Below are 14,635 nucleotides of genomic sequence, written 5' to 3'. Positions count from 1 at the left end.
TAAGAGAGCGTTATGAAATTTTCGTTATTAGTTATAGCTACGCTTTTACTATCAGCATGTACCTCAGAGCATGAGGTGTTAACAAATGTGCCTGTAAATATGGCAAATCCTGCATCTGTATATTGTCATAATAAAGGCGGTAAGCTAAGTATTGTTAAAGGTAGTAAGGGGAACGTAGGGTATTGTACACTTCCTTCAGGAGAGCTTATTGAAGAATGGGCTTTATATCACAGGGATCATGAAAAAGGTTAATTATGTGAGCATCAATGTTATTTCAACGACCTGTATATATCCCGTCGGGATATATACAGGATATCATTATCGTTTGAAAAGCATTATAAAAATGACAAGTTATATTTCTGTCTGATCAGTTTATGGTAATTGCCGGATGGTTCCTGCAGCCCCTGTAGTTCATGGTCTTTGAAAATAAGATATGAACTGCGGGTTGGTCATACCTTATCAGGCTATACCTTTAACAGGTCGGGTAAAATCTTCAACTTTGAAACCAAGTACCGCCAGTGTGGCAAAGAAAGTTAAAGCACCGCTGAACACAACAGCTATTAGACGCATTAAACGGTATGGCATGGTACTCTCGGACCACTCCGGCATGACATACTTCATACCAAGCAACGCTGTAGACATTATTAACAAACCGATCATCAGACGAATAAGGAAACTTGACCAACCTGATTGCGGAGTGAAAATCTTCTGCTTACGTAGCTACCAGTATCACAACCCGGCATTGAGGCAAGCCGCCAGATTAATCAACAATGACAGACCTGCATGCTTTAGTGGACCAATTAACGCAAGGTTCATAAGTTGAGTCATAATCAACGTAACAATGTCAATTTTTACCGGCGTTTTGATGTCATGTCGTGAATAATTAGTGTACAGCGATTTAAATAAATTGATAGTGATACATGTTACAGAAAGTTAAATTGGGGACAGTGTGTGCATTTTTCTGTTGAAGTATTATTGATATTAAGTGCGCTATGATTAGGTTATGGGTTTATTGCCGTGAGCTATAAAATATGCGATTAAAAGTATTATTAATGCCGTTAATGATTTTTCTTCTTTCTGGTTGTATAGATTTGGGACGAGTAGGAATACATCCGGAGTTAAAAACCATTTATTTTAAAAGCCATACCAATGCTGTAGCAAACTGCCTCTATTCAGCAGCCCTTAAACAGGAGCTATTACTGATTAAAGATGATCCTTTGCCTGGCAACACATCCCGTTTCAATTTGCAGGATGAACACTACGATAATGTGGCATATGTAGATATTTCTCCTTCAGGAGAAAACCAGAGCAGTGTTGATTTCTTCTATGCTCCTCACGCCCCGGATGTACACAATGCAATCGTGTCGATGATTGCACAATGCGAAAGAGAGCTTCGTTAAACACTAAAACCAGAATGTTTTTTACCCAGAAATTTTTTCTGATTAAAAAGTAGTCTTGACGTAAAATCATTTCCTATATCCAAAATTCACCTTAGAGTTTTGATATTTTATTTAAAGAAATTCGATAACACTAAATTTACTGTTAACTCATTTAATTTTTTACTGGAAATTATGAAAAAAATTTTTTCAGGATGTTAATCCTGATAAGCTTGACGGGTTGTGTTGAGTATCAGTGGGTCAAGCCCGGCACCGACAAGCAGCAGGAAGAGATTACTGAAACTGAATGTAAAGCACAGGCACTCAGAGATTTGCCACCTGACAATAAAATCACTGGTAAATACACATCTAAAGATGAAAAACATAAAACTACGGATACGAGCTACTCAACGAGTGATGAAAACGAGAGTCAGCGAGATATTTTGATGAAGGACTGTATGTATCGCAAAGGCTGAACACAGATTGAAGTCCAGCATTAAATAACGGTTGAGGTTTTTATAAAAAATTCGCACATGTTCATGTGCGAATTAAATAATGCATCTTTTATTTTTCAACAATATTGGTGATCTGATCGCGGTTTATTTCATGTTTGAAACCACCCGCATCCTTATAGCTCACCAGTCCCGTAGATTTATCCGTTTCCGGTTTGCCTTTAGTGACAATCATTTCACCTGATTTAGTCTGCAGAACATAGTTGCTGGAGCATCCAGTCAAAACGGTTGCCACTGCAAAAACAGCCAAAAATAAATATTTCTCCACAATCCACTTCCCGTTTGATTAAGTGATTCTTAAAATAACGAACTGTTATTTTAAGGAGTTTCATTAGTAAAGTCTACTATCTGTAGCGGCTCGCAAACGAAATCCCTGCGACTCGCAATCAGCAAAAAATTCGGCTCACATTAACTGCAAATTAAAAATGCCACCGGCTCACATTAAGTGACAATGGGCTTGCATTTATCTAGCCCGGCTCGCAATCCATTCTGTAGATAGATCCGTTTTAGTTCCAGGCATTTTTTGAAATCCCGGCAAAATAATGGCGCAGTCGATATTCCTCCGGTGACATCTTGTTCAGTGATTCATGCGGGCGTTTACAGCTATATTCTGATAACCATTTCTCCGGAATTTTCCGTACTTCATTCAGCGTTCTGAACAGATAAATACCGAGTATTTCTGTAAGATATGTCCTGTTAAAACGCTCAATGAAAGCGTTCTGCGTTTGTTTACCCGGCTGGATGAACTCCAATTTTACTGCGTGTATCTCTGCCCATTCAGCCAGCGCCAGAGAAATAAATTAACGGCATTTTCATACAAACTTGACCGCTGGGTCATTCCATCCAGAGGGGGGCATGGAATCTAGGTTTCAGGGAATGCGACAAGTTCTGCATCATGCTGTGCGGCCTCCCGAATGACCAAAAGCGCTTTTTCAACGGTTTTTTTCTTGTCGAGGAATACAGGGCTTAGCCTGAGGGTCGATCGCCAGGTCGGATGTATTGACCGTAGATTTCGCTTCTCTACAGCGAATTGTTGCGCTCCTTGTACACGAACGTCCGCTTCATGCCAGGAGCGGACGTTGCAAATGGCACTCTATATCTATTATTGATCGATGTTTAATTAACCAATTGTAAAAATTAATGCTGTTTAGCCCAAAATGATGTGAAAATAAAAGTGGAATTATAAGTGATTTTGGGACTGGCCGTTACTTCACAAACGGAAGAACATAATTAAAATACTCTACTCGAGCAGTCCGAAAAACTTTCCAATGTCTGGCATTAGCAGGTTCATCACGCTTGTTAGTATGCGTTAAAATAAGGCGTCTCTTTGCTCGCGAAACACCGACAAAAAACGCACAGCGATTCTCTTCTTCATCACCAAAAAAAATCTCATTTTCTATAGCCATGATTACAACCGAATCAAACTCTAATCCTTTGCTTTTGTGAATGGTTAAAATGCGTACAGCTTGATCATCACTAAATCGTTTTAATGCGAGGGGTAAATCAGATTCGATTTTCAGTAAATCTTTGATACGCGCTTCAACAACGCGCACAACCTGTTTAAGACGATCATGGGACTGACCTGCTCCCCGTTGATTAATACACCGCGATGCTAGTAATGTCTTCATAAGCCACATAAGGACACCCCATGAAAAAGCCTTTTACTGACAGCCAGCGCATAACCATTCTGAAGCAAGTCTCGGCCGGAACGCCGGTGGCGTTGTAAATAGACTCGTTCTGGAGCTATGGGACATCAGCCGCAGCGTCTATAATCCGGGCAGAGATTTGGTCTGCTAAAACCGTGTCTAATCGTCTGTTGAGATAGCATAAAACCTTGCGACATCCGGGTTCCTGGCTGCCGTGAGCGACCTACATTCACAAAGGTTAATATGAAACAAATTACGTTCAGCGATCTACAAAAACAAAGCGAGCAAGCCGCAAACTCCCCTCGCTTACGTGCCAATCGTAATCTCCATCCTGAATTGAGCGATCCTGTTCAGCGCCTGGCGATTGCTATGGAACCGGGTACCTATGTTCGCCCTCACCGTCACCCGCACACGTTTGAGCTGCTGACATCCCTTAGCGGGCGCTTTTTGGTATTGAATTTTGATGACAATGGCAACGTGACCCACCGCGTTGTGTTAGGTGAAGACTGCAAAGTGCTGGAGACGGAGGCCGGGACCTGGCATGCGGTGTTGTCGCTGGATAAAGGTGGGGTTATTTTTGAGGTAAAACATGGGGCGTATCAGCCTGTAGCTGAGCAAGATATGGCCCCATGGGCACCCGCCGAAAACGAGCCGGGCACGGATGAGCTGATGAAATGGTATGCCGTGGCGCAAGTGGGAGATGGCGGTTTTTCCCTGTAATATTACCGCACCCTCCCATATTCTTTCCCGGCCAGAGAAATAAACTAAAGCCGTATACAACGGCTTTTTCCCGTCCTTATGTCGTGTTTTCAACTGAACTTGGCCTGATTATGTCCGGATCATCTTCGGGGGCTGGTCAGTTAATCGAGCAGCTATGCTTCAGTGTAAAAAGCTGAGATGTTCGCACGCCGGAGCCGGTATTCTGGCCAGCATCTTGTCCGCAACGGATAACCCGAGAATCTGACAATAGCAGCGGTACAGAATATTGCCGGGTGACTGCTGAAGGGCACGCTGGTGGGGTGTTGCGTTTGCCGCATAAGGGAGCTTGAAATAAGGCTGATGATAGGGCAATCAGGACTCATTCCGTTTTTTTATACACTATAATTAAATAACTATTCATTGAGTTTTAAATTCGAAAGTAATTTATATTTTCGATTTTCAATAATTGTAAGTTATTTGTCTATGATTGTAATTTGATGACGCCAAAATCCAGTGCCTCGACTTTGTTTATCCTTTATTTAATGAGGCGGCATATACTCATCGTACTTAAAGCGCGGAAGCATTTTTTCGCGTTTAAGTATTTGGTCAAATGTCTCTCCTGGGGATTTTTTTGATGCTTTATACATCCGCTTTCGGCATCTCTTCTTTGGAGATGCCTTTTTTTAATATATGTGGTTTGGTATGTTTTTATCACTAAAAATAAAATGGACAGATGTCTTCACCGCGCTTATTCGTGGCATGCTTAACATAAGCCTCTGTTTTGTCGGCCTGATCTTAACAATCTTCCTTCTGCGGGAAGGGAGTTACATGGCAGCGATGCTCTATAACAATACCTCAGAGAAATCCTCATATGATTTGATTGAGGCTCTGGTGACGTATTTTCTATTCTTTGAATTCGTTGCGCTGATAGTGGTTTACTTTAAATCGGGATGCCATTTCCCATTAAGGTATTTTATCTATATAGCCATCACGGCAATAATACGGTTATTGATTGTGGATCATTCCAGCGCTCAGGACACAATCCTGTATTGTGCGTCAATTTTCATTTTGTCTACCATTTTACTGTTCACTAAAAGTAAGAAGATAGAGCCATAAATAACTCTTTTTCGCGTTAAAACTGGTGTTGTTTATTCATCTTTATAAGGGAGTGAGTCATTATATGGAGCGTTTGATTGAGAATCTGCTTTGTGCATCGCGCTGGTTATTAGCCCCGGTATATTTTGGGCTGTCATTGGCGCTTGTGGCATTAACGATTAAGTTTTTTCAGGAAATAGTGCATGTATTACCAGATATCCTGCTGATTGCGGAGTCGGATCTTATCCTGCTGCTGCTGTCGCTTGTGGATATGGCCCTGGTGGGGGGGTTATTGGTTATGGTCATGCTCTCCGGCTATGAGAACTTTGTCTCTCGCCTTAACGTTAAACACCTCAGTGAAAAGCTGAATTGGTTAGGGAAGGTTGACTCTACCTCGCTGAAAAATAAGGTTGCTGCTTCTATTGTCGCGATTTCATCAATCCATCTGTTACGGGTCTTTATGGATGCCGGTAACTTTAATGATGGGAAGATAATGTGGTATGTCATTATGCATATGACATTTGTCCTTTCAGCCTTTGCCATGGGTATTCTGGATAAAATAACGCGTAAGGTGTGATTTTAAATCATGGCATCAGCTCAGGAGGCTGGCAGTTAAAACTGCCAGTAATGCTATCCATCATCATGGAATGTATGAAAAATAGCCTGTGGCCGGAGAGTATAATCCGGCACAGATTTTATTCCCCACTGTTCTCCGGTCCCGATTAAAATCGGTAAAGGCTAAATGCTTTAGGATCCAGTACAGGCGTCTCTCCCAGGAGAATATCTGCGGCAATAGAGGCGGAAACAGGGCTTTCAGTCATCCCCCAGCTTGTGGCCGTGTTAACCACCAGTCCCGGGCATTCTTGAACGGCAGAAATAATAGGTGATTCATCCGGCGCGACGGCCATAGCGCCACTCCATCGGTCAATCACTGTCGAATGGTTAAAAGCAGGAAACTCTTCCCTTAGTCGGGCAAGTGATCTATCTAAATCTTTGACATCCGGCAAGGCAACCATATCTCTGTTGCTCTCAAAGGGCGATACTTCATCCAGCTTCCAGTTCTTTTTTTGCTTAAATGAATTGAGCAATTGCTCGTTAATTGACAGATGGACTGCGGCATCGGGCTGAGCCAGCAGAGGAAGATATTTATAGCCATATTTAAATGAGTCTTCGACGATAGGGATGACCTCGATGCGAGGCGAGGTAGCATAGGTCCCATCAGCCTGCTCGCGGAAAAACAGATTACCCGGTAAGGCAACATTCCCGCCAGGCAGCCCAACGGTGCCTGAAATCAATTGTTGAGACTGATATGCCGGCAGCGTTTCCAGGTCCACTCCGAGGTTTTGCATAAATAAACGTGACCATGCTCCGCCGCAGAGTACAACACGAGCTGTCTTTATCGAGCCTCTTTCGGTGACCACATCGGAAACAGCGCCGCTCTGGGTTTCAATTCCCCGCGCGGCACACTGCGTATATATTTTGATCCCAAGTCTTTTGGCATACTCGGCAATCTTAAAGGTCGCAATTTCAGGATCGAGGCTGCCGGAATCCTCTTCAAAACCTGCCACCTTCCAGGATGAAACAGCCCCTGCCAGACGCTGTTTTAACTCATTACCCTCGATAATTCTGGTTTGAAGAGGGTTTGCTCCACCGACTTCCTCCTTCTTCCGGGCAATCCACTTCGTCACATTATCTAAGTCGTCGTCGTCAAAGGGGACTTCAACTCGCCCCTGGGTTCGGTAGCTGGTATCTGCCCCGATCATGGCATTCATCTCACGCCAATGCTGTTTCCCCAGATGATGGAGCATGAATGTCTGGCCTTCCATTTTATAGGTAATAAGCTGGCCATAAAAACGAGATGATTGCTCGCCTGCAATATTCCCTTTCTCCAGAATAACAACGGATAATCCTTTTTTCGTCAGATTTATCGCTGTCATAATACCGAGTATACCCGCGCCAATGACGACGACATCTGCCGACTTTGGAATATTACCTTCCGTGCCCGAAACAAAACCATATCTTGGTTTGCCTGCGACCAGTCTTCCCTCTTGTTTGAGCATTGGGGGAAGAACTCCGGCTACCGCACCTGCAGCGCATATAGCCGCCCCGCCTAATATTAACTTTCTCCTGCTTATATTCATACATCCGCCTTAGCAAGGTTGCTTTAGAGTTTAATAAGTTGATTTGGTTATTAATAAATAAAAGCCGCTCGCATATAAATGCAATTATATAAATAGACGAACAGTTTATTTTTTAACGTCATCTCGCCACGATTGAGTGGTGGGGGTATAAACTACCTTAAGCGTTCCGGAGTAACGCCCCTGGCTCTTTGATGATATTTTGAACTCCGGGACTCGGAAGGTTAATGGCGCCGGCACGCATTGAACCAGGCCATTTACGCCAGGCAGATTAACCAGTTTAGTTTTAACTTTCCCTTCATCTGCACTCACGCCGGTCCAGATAATAGGCTCGCCATTTTTAACTGTTTGTGCCCCACCTGTAAGGGGATTGATAACAGAAAGATTGTAATCAAGCCGTTTGTCAGCGTCCGTTGATGCACCCGGCGCGTATATGGAAAACTCTCCGGTTTTTCTTCCCGGTGCCTGTTTCCCCTCATCCGTGAATAACAGACTGATCTGGTTTGAACTTGAGTTGCTCCCATCGTATAAACACATATCTATTGTCCTGTGTGCATCAGCCATGGCCGTGCGGTCGCCAAATTTTTTTATTCTTAGCCCAAGATCAACTAAGGGTGTTGATGCGCCATATTCAGGGAAATAAATTTGCTGTGTGCCATAGTCGGTTATTGTTAGCGATATAGTTGAATTCCATGTGCCAAGTCTGCTGCCGCTACATCCCTGACTTGCCTGATTTTTCCCCGGACCTGGACAATCTCTAACCCATTTAGTCGGATACATTATCAAATGTGCATTCCATGTCCCCGTAGTTAGCTTTAAAAGCTCCGAGCGATCTATCTTTAGTGAGAATGTAATAGGCTTGCCGGAAGGATAAGATGCAGCATTCCAGAGGCTTAATTTAAGTGTAGAGAGGACTTGCTTTACGCCATTGAGCGTTAAATCTACAGTCTTGCCGGTCTTTTCATGACTGAAACGCAATACTAATTTTCCATCAAAAATAGCGCCACCGCCACTTAATCCATTACCCCAATATGGATTTGTTGGGCATGCTCCGTTTGAAGGATCGGTACGCGTATAACAAGTTAAAGTATTATTTCTGTTTTTATTAACGTCACCGCTGTTGCCGCTTCCGCTTGAGGAGGACATACCACCAAAAATATTATCAAAGATAATTACTGAGCTAGGTATTGATGCTTTATCCATTGTGACTTCGACATTAAAGTCATGAGAGGAGGGCGCTACTTCATCGGCCCGCAGCGCGGGCGTGTACAGACCATAAAATATCGTTGTAGTCATCAAGAGTATGAACTTGATAAAAGAGTTCGAGAGCATTTCAGGTGTTTGCTTTTTGAGGGGCTCTAAAATAAGGCACATTAAGCATTACTCCTTGTTCATAGCCGTGGATTTGGTCTGCTGCGTCATTCCCGCGGTCATTAACTCAGCCTGTTTTTGTTCGGCTGCAGGTAAACTTGCCAGCTCTGTGCGTTGGCATGATGTTGTCCCCACATAGCGAATAACATCCCGCATCACGCTAACGTTCATTCTGCATTGCCAGTAAGCGTTGTCTTTCATTACGTAAAGGGTCTTAATATTGTTTGCTGTCTCAAGCGTAAAGTTGCCCCTTCCTAAAGGTGTCCATGACATAACATTTAATGGAATGGCCCCTTCCAGCGGCCGCCTGTCGTTATCCATTAATCTGCCAAGCCATGTATAACGGGCATCGACTTTCACTTCTCTGTTAAATGTTTTTCCCGGTGTCATAAAGACTTTTCTTGCACCCGTTCCTTTGCTTATCTCGCTGCTTATGCCTGCGGAGGAGGCCTGTGACTCAGTGACATCAATCGTGCTTTCCCTATAACCGGGAACGGTAAAGAGCGCCCGGCTGTTGCTCTGGACGTCACTTCTGCCGCTGTTATCTACTGACACATTCACGCGTGACTTTTCTGGCTCGCTGTCTTGTTCCACATTGACGGTTATTGCCGAAGATGGGGCTCCACCGCTCCAGCGGCCGACAACAAACCCTTTCCGATCGAGGATCAGTGATGAGCTGTAATTGCCGCTGCTATTGAGGATATGCCCGCTTGTCGTGCGATCCCATGCATCACTTAGGGTCAGTGAGCCCGTGCCGTACTGGCCTCCCATACGCCCATAAACTGAAGACGTAACGTTATCGGTGTTCACGCCATTGAGTGATATACCCGTCTCATTTTCACCGCTCTCATCGCCATATTGGCTATAGGCTGCGTTATACCCGAGTTGGGTATTACCTTGTTTACTGGCCTGCCAGCTAGCTCCCCCAGAGAATGAACGGCGCCTTCCGCCCACGTCATTCCGGCTGCCGGAGAAAGATAATGTGACGAAGATGCCTTTGTCCTGAGCGTTAAACGCGCTTTCATTTCTTATAAAAGCATTCAGGCTGGAGGTGAGGTTGATATCACGGATGTTAAAAGTACGTGTGACACCCGCTTGCCAGGTCCTGCTGCGGGAATGAGTCTGATAAATCTTTTCCCATGGAACACCCGCCGGGTTATGGGGATCATAATCGACCAAATCCCTGCGGTAGACATAGCGGCCCTGATTACTGTTAAGCGAATAACCCAGCGTGCCGTACCATTTTTCAAGCGGGACTGAAAGCATCACATTTGTACTTTTATAGCAGCCGTTAAAACTGTACCGGTGCAGGCCCTGGGCGTTACATTGAGCTGCCGTCATCGCACTACGATAAAAACTCAGGGAAAACCCATCGTTGTAATTGAGTTGCTGAATATTGCCTCTTGATCCTTCGCTCCCGTGCAGATAGCTCGCTCTTGACGTCAAGAGACCGTCCAGCCAGCCCGAGTCAAAACCATGTGACCAGTCAATAGCGCCCTCCCAGTAGCTGGCGCTATTAAACAGTGCCGTACCGGCCGTCAGGGCAGTATTGCTATTCATCGGTAATTTGAGCCCGGCCTGAATAACCTGCTTGTCGCTGTCGTTTTCAGGTGTGTCATCCGTATCCGGCGAGCCCGCCTGGACAAACCACTGCGGAGTGCTGGATGAAAACCCGCCCAGGCCGGTATAAGGCACCGTCTCGGTCCTTACCAGTTGGTTATCCTCATATACCCGGAGGGTTAATGTGTAACTGCCCATCGGGAATGAACGGGTGTCGAGTTCCTGCGGCCCGGGCTTTAAATAGAATGAAGCGAGTAGCTGACGATCTCTGTAAGCATCAACTCTTGCCTCTCTGGACAGAAAAATATTGACCGGTGTACCGCCGGAGACATTATCCATATTGACCCAGGCGAGGGTGGAACCGGCTCTTATGCCACGCATTTTCCCCAGCGGTAACTGGCTAAGGTTAATATTCCCGCCGCTATTACTGAAAACATCCCGCGAATCCATAACGCCGGCCTGCACATAAAACCGCTTTAAAAAATCTTGCCTGAAGTAGGCATTATTGATGGCGGTGTCATGGGTGCTTTCCTTGCCGGAACGTTGTCCCTGCCAGTTCCAGTCAACATTCAGGTAACCATTTTCCGTAATACCCAGAGAACCATTGCCCTGCACTGAAGCTGACTGATAGTGCCTGTCTGTCACAAAATTAATATTTTGCTGGTGAATAAAAGCATTGCGACTTTCTACGCTGGAGACGTAATAAATATTCTTCTGCTTTTTTTCCGGAAGATAGTGGTTACTTATAAACAGGATAGTCCTGGCATTATTTTCGTCATAGATAATATCGGCAGTATCCGTTTTGAGAAAATCGCACCCGGGCGTGCCGCCGCTGCTGCTGCATGAAAGCTTGCTGTTACGGTTAAAAGGTTTCTTTAGTTCATTATGTAACATTGCATTGAGGTCAGGATTATCCGGATATATTTTATTGATGGCAGAAACGACCGCGTCGGGTTGTAGAAACTGGACGCTTTCGAGATCCACATGAGTCTGGAAAACCCCCAGAGACTGACCATAAAGATAAACATCGGTGAGAACCGTTTGACCCCTGGCCAGTTCCTCAAAACCCTGCGGGATGCGCACGGATGCATGAAGCGAGCATGATGCTGAATAAGCGAAAATTAAGAAGAAAACAGGCAAGAACCGCATGTTCATCCATGAACTCCCATCAGAAATGACAGGGTTGGCACCCTGTCATTTGAGTTGACTAATTACTTATTGCCACCTGGCTTTTCTGCTGGCGCAGTGGCCTGCGTTACCACCATGCTTACGATCCCAGTGTAAGAGCCCGCAGCCGCTACTGGTCCTGGATTGTCCTGAGCAATCACCAGAGGCATGGTTGAAGAACCGTTAGCAATACCGCTCGGGAAGGCAGTGGCATATTCCAGAGTGATAGGGGTGGTAGACAATTTTGTACCGTTAACAGACACGCTTAATGGAATAGCATTGCTGCCATTGGCATCTGTCAGGGTCGGGGTATTAGCCAGGCTGACGCTGAGTGCTTTATCTTCTTTATTCGACCAGAACTTAATATTTTCTTTATGTGCCGCAAGTCCTTTCCCCGGTAGGTATTGCATCGCTACGGAAGAAGGGAGAGGAGAGCCATCGGCATTGGTAACGTCAACCGTCGGGTCAATATCTGCTGTTACTGTAATATCTCTTTGTACAGCATTAGCGCAAAAAGTGGTTGCCAGAATACCGCCTAAGCAGAGCAGGTTAAGTTTGTTTTTCATTTAACATTCCTTTTGTTGTTTTCCCATTTTCGGGAAGGGTTAATTCGTCTGCGATGCAGACAATGGAGCTTCTTCCATTTTTTTTGTAATCCAGTTTATATATTTAATTCGGTATGTTTTTGAGTGTGAGAAGGTCATTTGTGGAATATCGATCTCGGTATCCGGATAGACCGTGGCTATTGTTTTTTTCCATAAGCACTGGCCATCCGGATGACACTCTCCGATCTCTTTGACAGGCATCCTGATAGTCCCATCATTAAAAACCTTTCCGTTTTCACGATTGATTTTTAGACTCGCAATTACCTTTTTAGGTGCAACATGTATCAATGCTCCCCAGACAATATTTACGCCGACGTTGGCAGTTTTGTTGTCTTTTTTACTTTTGAAGCCTTCATCAAGAAAATTGTTTTCATTTACACTTTCAAAATAAGCACGCCATGTAGTTTCTTTTTGTGGCGGTTCTACTGAAACAAGCCTCACAACTCTCTCGCTGGCTGAAGACAGAGCTATTTTTCGTGGCGTAATAATGAGTCCTGCCGGGTTGTCGGCCAATGTTGCTTTCTCACTCTCTTCCTTTGTTCCTGGGTTAAGCACTTGCTTGAGGCTTACCCTAATAAACTGAACATCATTATCCTGAGATATTACTCTTATTTTTGATGCTCCATTCATTCCAACGGAGGCCTCCATAGGGTAGACATACATGGCGGCATTGGCCTTGCTGTTCATGGACAGGAGTGCCAGGAGAATAATAGGTGCGGAACAAATAAAAATGCTCTTCATAAGTATTTTATCCCTGATGAAAATTATCTCTTTCCATGATGAGTAGATATGGATTTTGTTGAGAAACAGAGCAGATTCTAGAGGACAAATTGACAGCGATCAAGTATTTTGATCGTTAAAACCGATCGGTTACATATTCCTAAATAGGCAAAACCTATCAATCAAGGGGGTTATGATCGATATACATTTTCAGTTATGAGTCTTATAAATTATAAGAATAGTTTGTTAACGATAAGGATTATCTAATATGAAGTTGACAGTTCTCCCGAATAAAGATGCATATTTCAATATAGGGTTGCAGTACGTTTTAAGATTGTTTAAAGAGTGTGACTACAATAGTGAAAATATCGTTTTTTTAAATCTTTCAACATGGTCTGTGAAAGAGGTGATCATGAGTGATTGGGTTGATTGTAATTTAAATGAAAGAACCATAATAATTTCACATCCTAATCTTTTACCGCTTGCAAACTACTTTTCAGGCTTACGGCGTAATATCTGTGTTGTTAGCTTGAGTGATATCAAGTTAACGAATAAATGCTCCGGTGGTTTTACTGGGAAAAGAGCCAGGAAATCCTCAGCAGAAAGTGAAAAAGCATTGACTGCGAAAGAATATCAAGCATTGCAAAATTTAATATTTAATATTCCTTTAGAGAAGGAAGCTTGTCATTTAGGCGTTTCAAAAAAAACGGTGTATAGTTTAAGGAAGAACGTTGCAAAAAAGCTAAGTATAAGAAATGTAAGGGAAATTTTCTTTTGGTGATATTTTTTATCACGCTGAAAATATGATCGCATTTAATTATTTCATCAATTTTTGATTGTTTTTACATAAAAACACCTTTCTTCTTTACGGAGTGGAAGGGTGTTTCTTTAATTTGTTTTTTTATATATTTAATGATGTGTTTAATTGTGTTTTTTTGTGTTTGCTGTTGGTTTTTTATGCTCTTTCTATGTGCTTTGTTGACTGGTTTTCTTATGGTTATTTATGTTTCTTTTGATATGTGTCGATAATGTCTTTTGACGAGCGTGGCATGAGTACGCGGTTTTTTTATTTTTCATTTTATGGTTTTTTTATTTTTATGATTGTTATTGTAAGTATTTCACAGTCTATCCGATGGCATGCGTTCTTATTGCATCATCAATATGATTTTTTTAATTTTAAATATAATGTTTAATTATGAAATTTGATGGCCTCGCAGAACGGAAAGTTATTGTTATCACTTAACTATCGGCTGCTAACCATGCTGAAGAACCAGGCCGGGCACCTCTCTGAAACTAATGAGATTGACGGTCAAAAAAATAGAAATAAAACATAAGCTAAGGTTAAGTGTTTTCTTCACTCGAGAAATACGGCGGTTAACGGTTTCTCCTTAGCCGATAATATGATTTTTTGAGTGGTAATCCCCCTGAGCGATGCTAATCCTCAATGAATAATGCAGTAGATTAATTAAAGTAAATCCCTGGTTTGTGATTTAAATTGCGCTCAGTATAACCATGCTTTTTAAATGGATACTAAACAATGAATATGCAATGTAACAAAAGAAAAAGACGTTACATTTCTCTACAAAAAAATTACAAAACTACATTTTTTTCACTATGAAAAAAATGGTTTTTAATTTCATATAAGTGATTAATTATGCGCCATAAAAGGATCTGTATTCATTCCGACAAATGAGCCTCTCCCTTTAAATACAATAAATAAAAACTGAAATGTTTTTGGCGGGCCTT

Annotated in this window: 14 protein-coding genes and 2 pseudogenes; 7 read left to right on the top strand and 9 right to left on the bottom strand. The window is 43.1% G+C overall.

The features are described from left to right. Positions 1 to 12: 12 nt before the first annotated feature. Positions 13 to 252 carry a DUF333 domain-containing protein gene (locus tag ACG1VR_RS18490; RefSeq protein WP_395489514.1) on the top strand — a complete coding sequence of 80 codons (240 nt, stop codon included), beginning with the start codon at positions 13 to 15 and terminating at the stop codon, positions 250 to 252. Between the two features lie 207 nt (positions 253 to 459). On the opposite strand, the pseudogene ACG1VR_RS18485 reads toward ACG1VR_RS18490, so the two are convergent. Next, positions 460 to 882, bottom strand: a pseudogene (locus ACG1VR_RS18485) (lipid II flippase MurJ); the annotation flags it as partial. A gap of 149 nt (positions 883 to 1,031) precedes the next feature. Here ACG1VR_RS18485 and ACG1VR_RS18480 point away from each other — a divergent pair. Next, the gene (locus tag ACG1VR_RS18480; protein ID WP_395489513.1) at positions 1,032 to 1,400 is read left to right on the top strand and encodes a hypothetical protein; all 369 of its coding nucleotides are present in this window, start codon (positions 1,032 to 1,034) and stop codon (positions 1,398 to 1,400) included. A 191-nt stretch (positions 1,401 to 1,591) separates the two neighbouring features. Continuing rightward, positions 1,592 to 1,852, top strand: coding sequence for a hypothetical protein (locus ACG1VR_RS18475; protein WP_395489512.1), 261 nt, complete (start codon positions 1,592 to 1,594; stop codon positions 1,850 to 1,852). Positions 1,853 to 1,940: 88 nt separating this feature from the next. Here the strand turns inward: ACG1VR_RS18475 and ACG1VR_RS18470 are convergent, their stop codons facing one another. The 3 genes and pseudogenes from ACG1VR_RS18470 to ACG1VR_RS18460 form a co-directional block, all read right to left on the bottom strand. Next, positions 1,941 to 2,159 carry a YgdI/YgdR family lipoprotein gene (locus tag ACG1VR_RS18470; protein ID WP_395491124.1) on the bottom strand — a complete coding sequence of 73 codons (219 nt, stop codon included), beginning with the start codon at positions 2,157 to 2,159 and terminating at the stop codon, positions 1,941 to 1,943. A gap of 235 nt (positions 2,160 to 2,394) precedes the next feature. Next, positions 2,395 to 2,688 (bottom strand): annotated as a pseudogene (locus ACG1VR_RS18465) (transposase); the annotation flags it as partial. A gap of 405 nt (positions 2,689 to 3,093) precedes the next feature. Continuing rightward, a complete protein-coding gene (locus ACG1VR_RS18460; RefSeq protein WP_395489511.1) occupies positions 3,094 to 3,516 on the bottom strand; it encodes a 3'-5' exonuclease in 423 nt (140 codons plus the stop codon). Positions 3,517 to 3,777: 261 nt separating this feature from the next. Here ACG1VR_RS18460 and ACG1VR_RS18455 point away from each other — a divergent pair, with 261 nt between their 5' ends. The 3 genes from ACG1VR_RS18455 (at position 3,778) to ACG1VR_RS18445 (ending at position 5,905) form a co-directional block, all read left to right on the top strand. Further along, positions 3,778 to 4,254 (top strand): WbuC family cupin fold metalloprotein, encoded by a 477-nt coding sequence (locus ACG1VR_RS18455; RefSeq protein ID WP_395489510.1) that lies wholly within the window; start codon positions 3,778 to 3,780, stop codon positions 4,252 to 4,254. Between the two features lie 669 nt (positions 4,255 to 4,923). Continuing rightward, on the top strand, positions 4,924 to 5,349 hold the full coding sequence (locus ACG1VR_RS18450) for a phosphate-starvation-inducible protein PsiE (RefSeq protein WP_016535070.1): 426 nt from the start codon (positions 4,924 to 4,926) through the stop codon (positions 5,347 to 5,349). 64 nt (positions 5,350 to 5,413) lie between these two features. Beyond that, positions 5,414 to 5,905 carry a TIGR00645 family protein gene (locus ACG1VR_RS18445; RefSeq protein ID WP_038475281.1) on the top strand — a complete coding sequence of 164 codons (492 nt, stop codon included), beginning with the start codon at positions 5,414 to 5,416 and terminating at the stop codon, positions 5,903 to 5,905. Between the two features lie 145 nt (positions 5,906 to 6,050). Here the strand turns inward: ACG1VR_RS18445 and ACG1VR_RS18440 are convergent, their stop codons facing one another. The 5 genes from ACG1VR_RS18440 to ACG1VR_RS18420 all read right to left on the bottom strand — a co-directional run bounded on the left by ACG1VR_RS18440 (position 6,051) and on the right by ACG1VR_RS18420 (position 12,910). Beyond that, entirely contained in the window at positions 6,051 to 7,469 is a 1,419-nt protein-coding gene (locus tag ACG1VR_RS18440; protein ID WP_395489509.1) for an NAD(P)/FAD-dependent oxidoreductase, read from the bottom strand. 105 nt (positions 7,470 to 7,574) lie between these two features. Beyond that, positions 7,575 to 8,840, bottom strand: a complete 1,266-nt coding sequence (locus ACG1VR_RS18435) for a CfaE/CblD family pilus tip adhesin (protein WP_395489508.1) — start codon at positions 8,838 to 8,840, stop codon at positions 7,575 to 7,577. 6 nt (positions 8,841 to 8,846) lie between these two features. Then, a complete protein-coding gene (locus ACG1VR_RS18430; protein WP_395489507.1) occupies positions 8,847 to 11,552 on the bottom strand; it encodes a TcfC E-set like domain-containing protein in 2,706 nt (901 codons plus the stop codon). A 56-nt stretch (positions 11,553 to 11,608) separates the two neighbouring features. Then, the gene (locus ACG1VR_RS18425; protein ID WP_395489506.1) at positions 11,609 to 12,130 is read right to left on the bottom strand and encodes a CS1 type fimbrial major subunit; all 522 of its coding nucleotides are present in this window, start codon (positions 12,128 to 12,130) and stop codon (positions 11,609 to 11,611) included. Positions 12,131 to 12,169: 39 nt separating this feature from the next. After that, the gene (locus ACG1VR_RS18420) at positions 12,170 to 12,910 is read right to left on the bottom strand and encodes a fimbrial protein (protein WP_395489505.1); all 741 of its coding nucleotides are present in this window, start codon (positions 12,908 to 12,910) and stop codon (positions 12,170 to 12,172) included. 247 nt (positions 12,911 to 13,157) lie between these two features. Between ACG1VR_RS18420 and ACG1VR_RS18415 the strand changes: the two genes are divergently transcribed. Next, positions 13,158 to 13,670, top strand: coding sequence for a helix-turn-helix transcriptional regulator (locus ACG1VR_RS18415; protein WP_016535077.1), 513 nt, complete (start codon positions 13,158 to 13,160; stop codon positions 13,668 to 13,670). Positions 13,671 to 14,635 lie beyond the last annotated feature (965 nt).

Origin of the sequence: Cedecea davisae, assembly GCF_044095835.1 — a bacterium.
In the GTDB taxonomy this organism is placed as follows: domain Bacteria; phylum Pseudomonadota; class Gammaproteobacteria; order Enterobacterales; family Enterobacteriaceae; genus Cedecea; species Cedecea davisae.
This window is presented reverse-complemented; position numbering and strand designations above follow the sequence as displayed.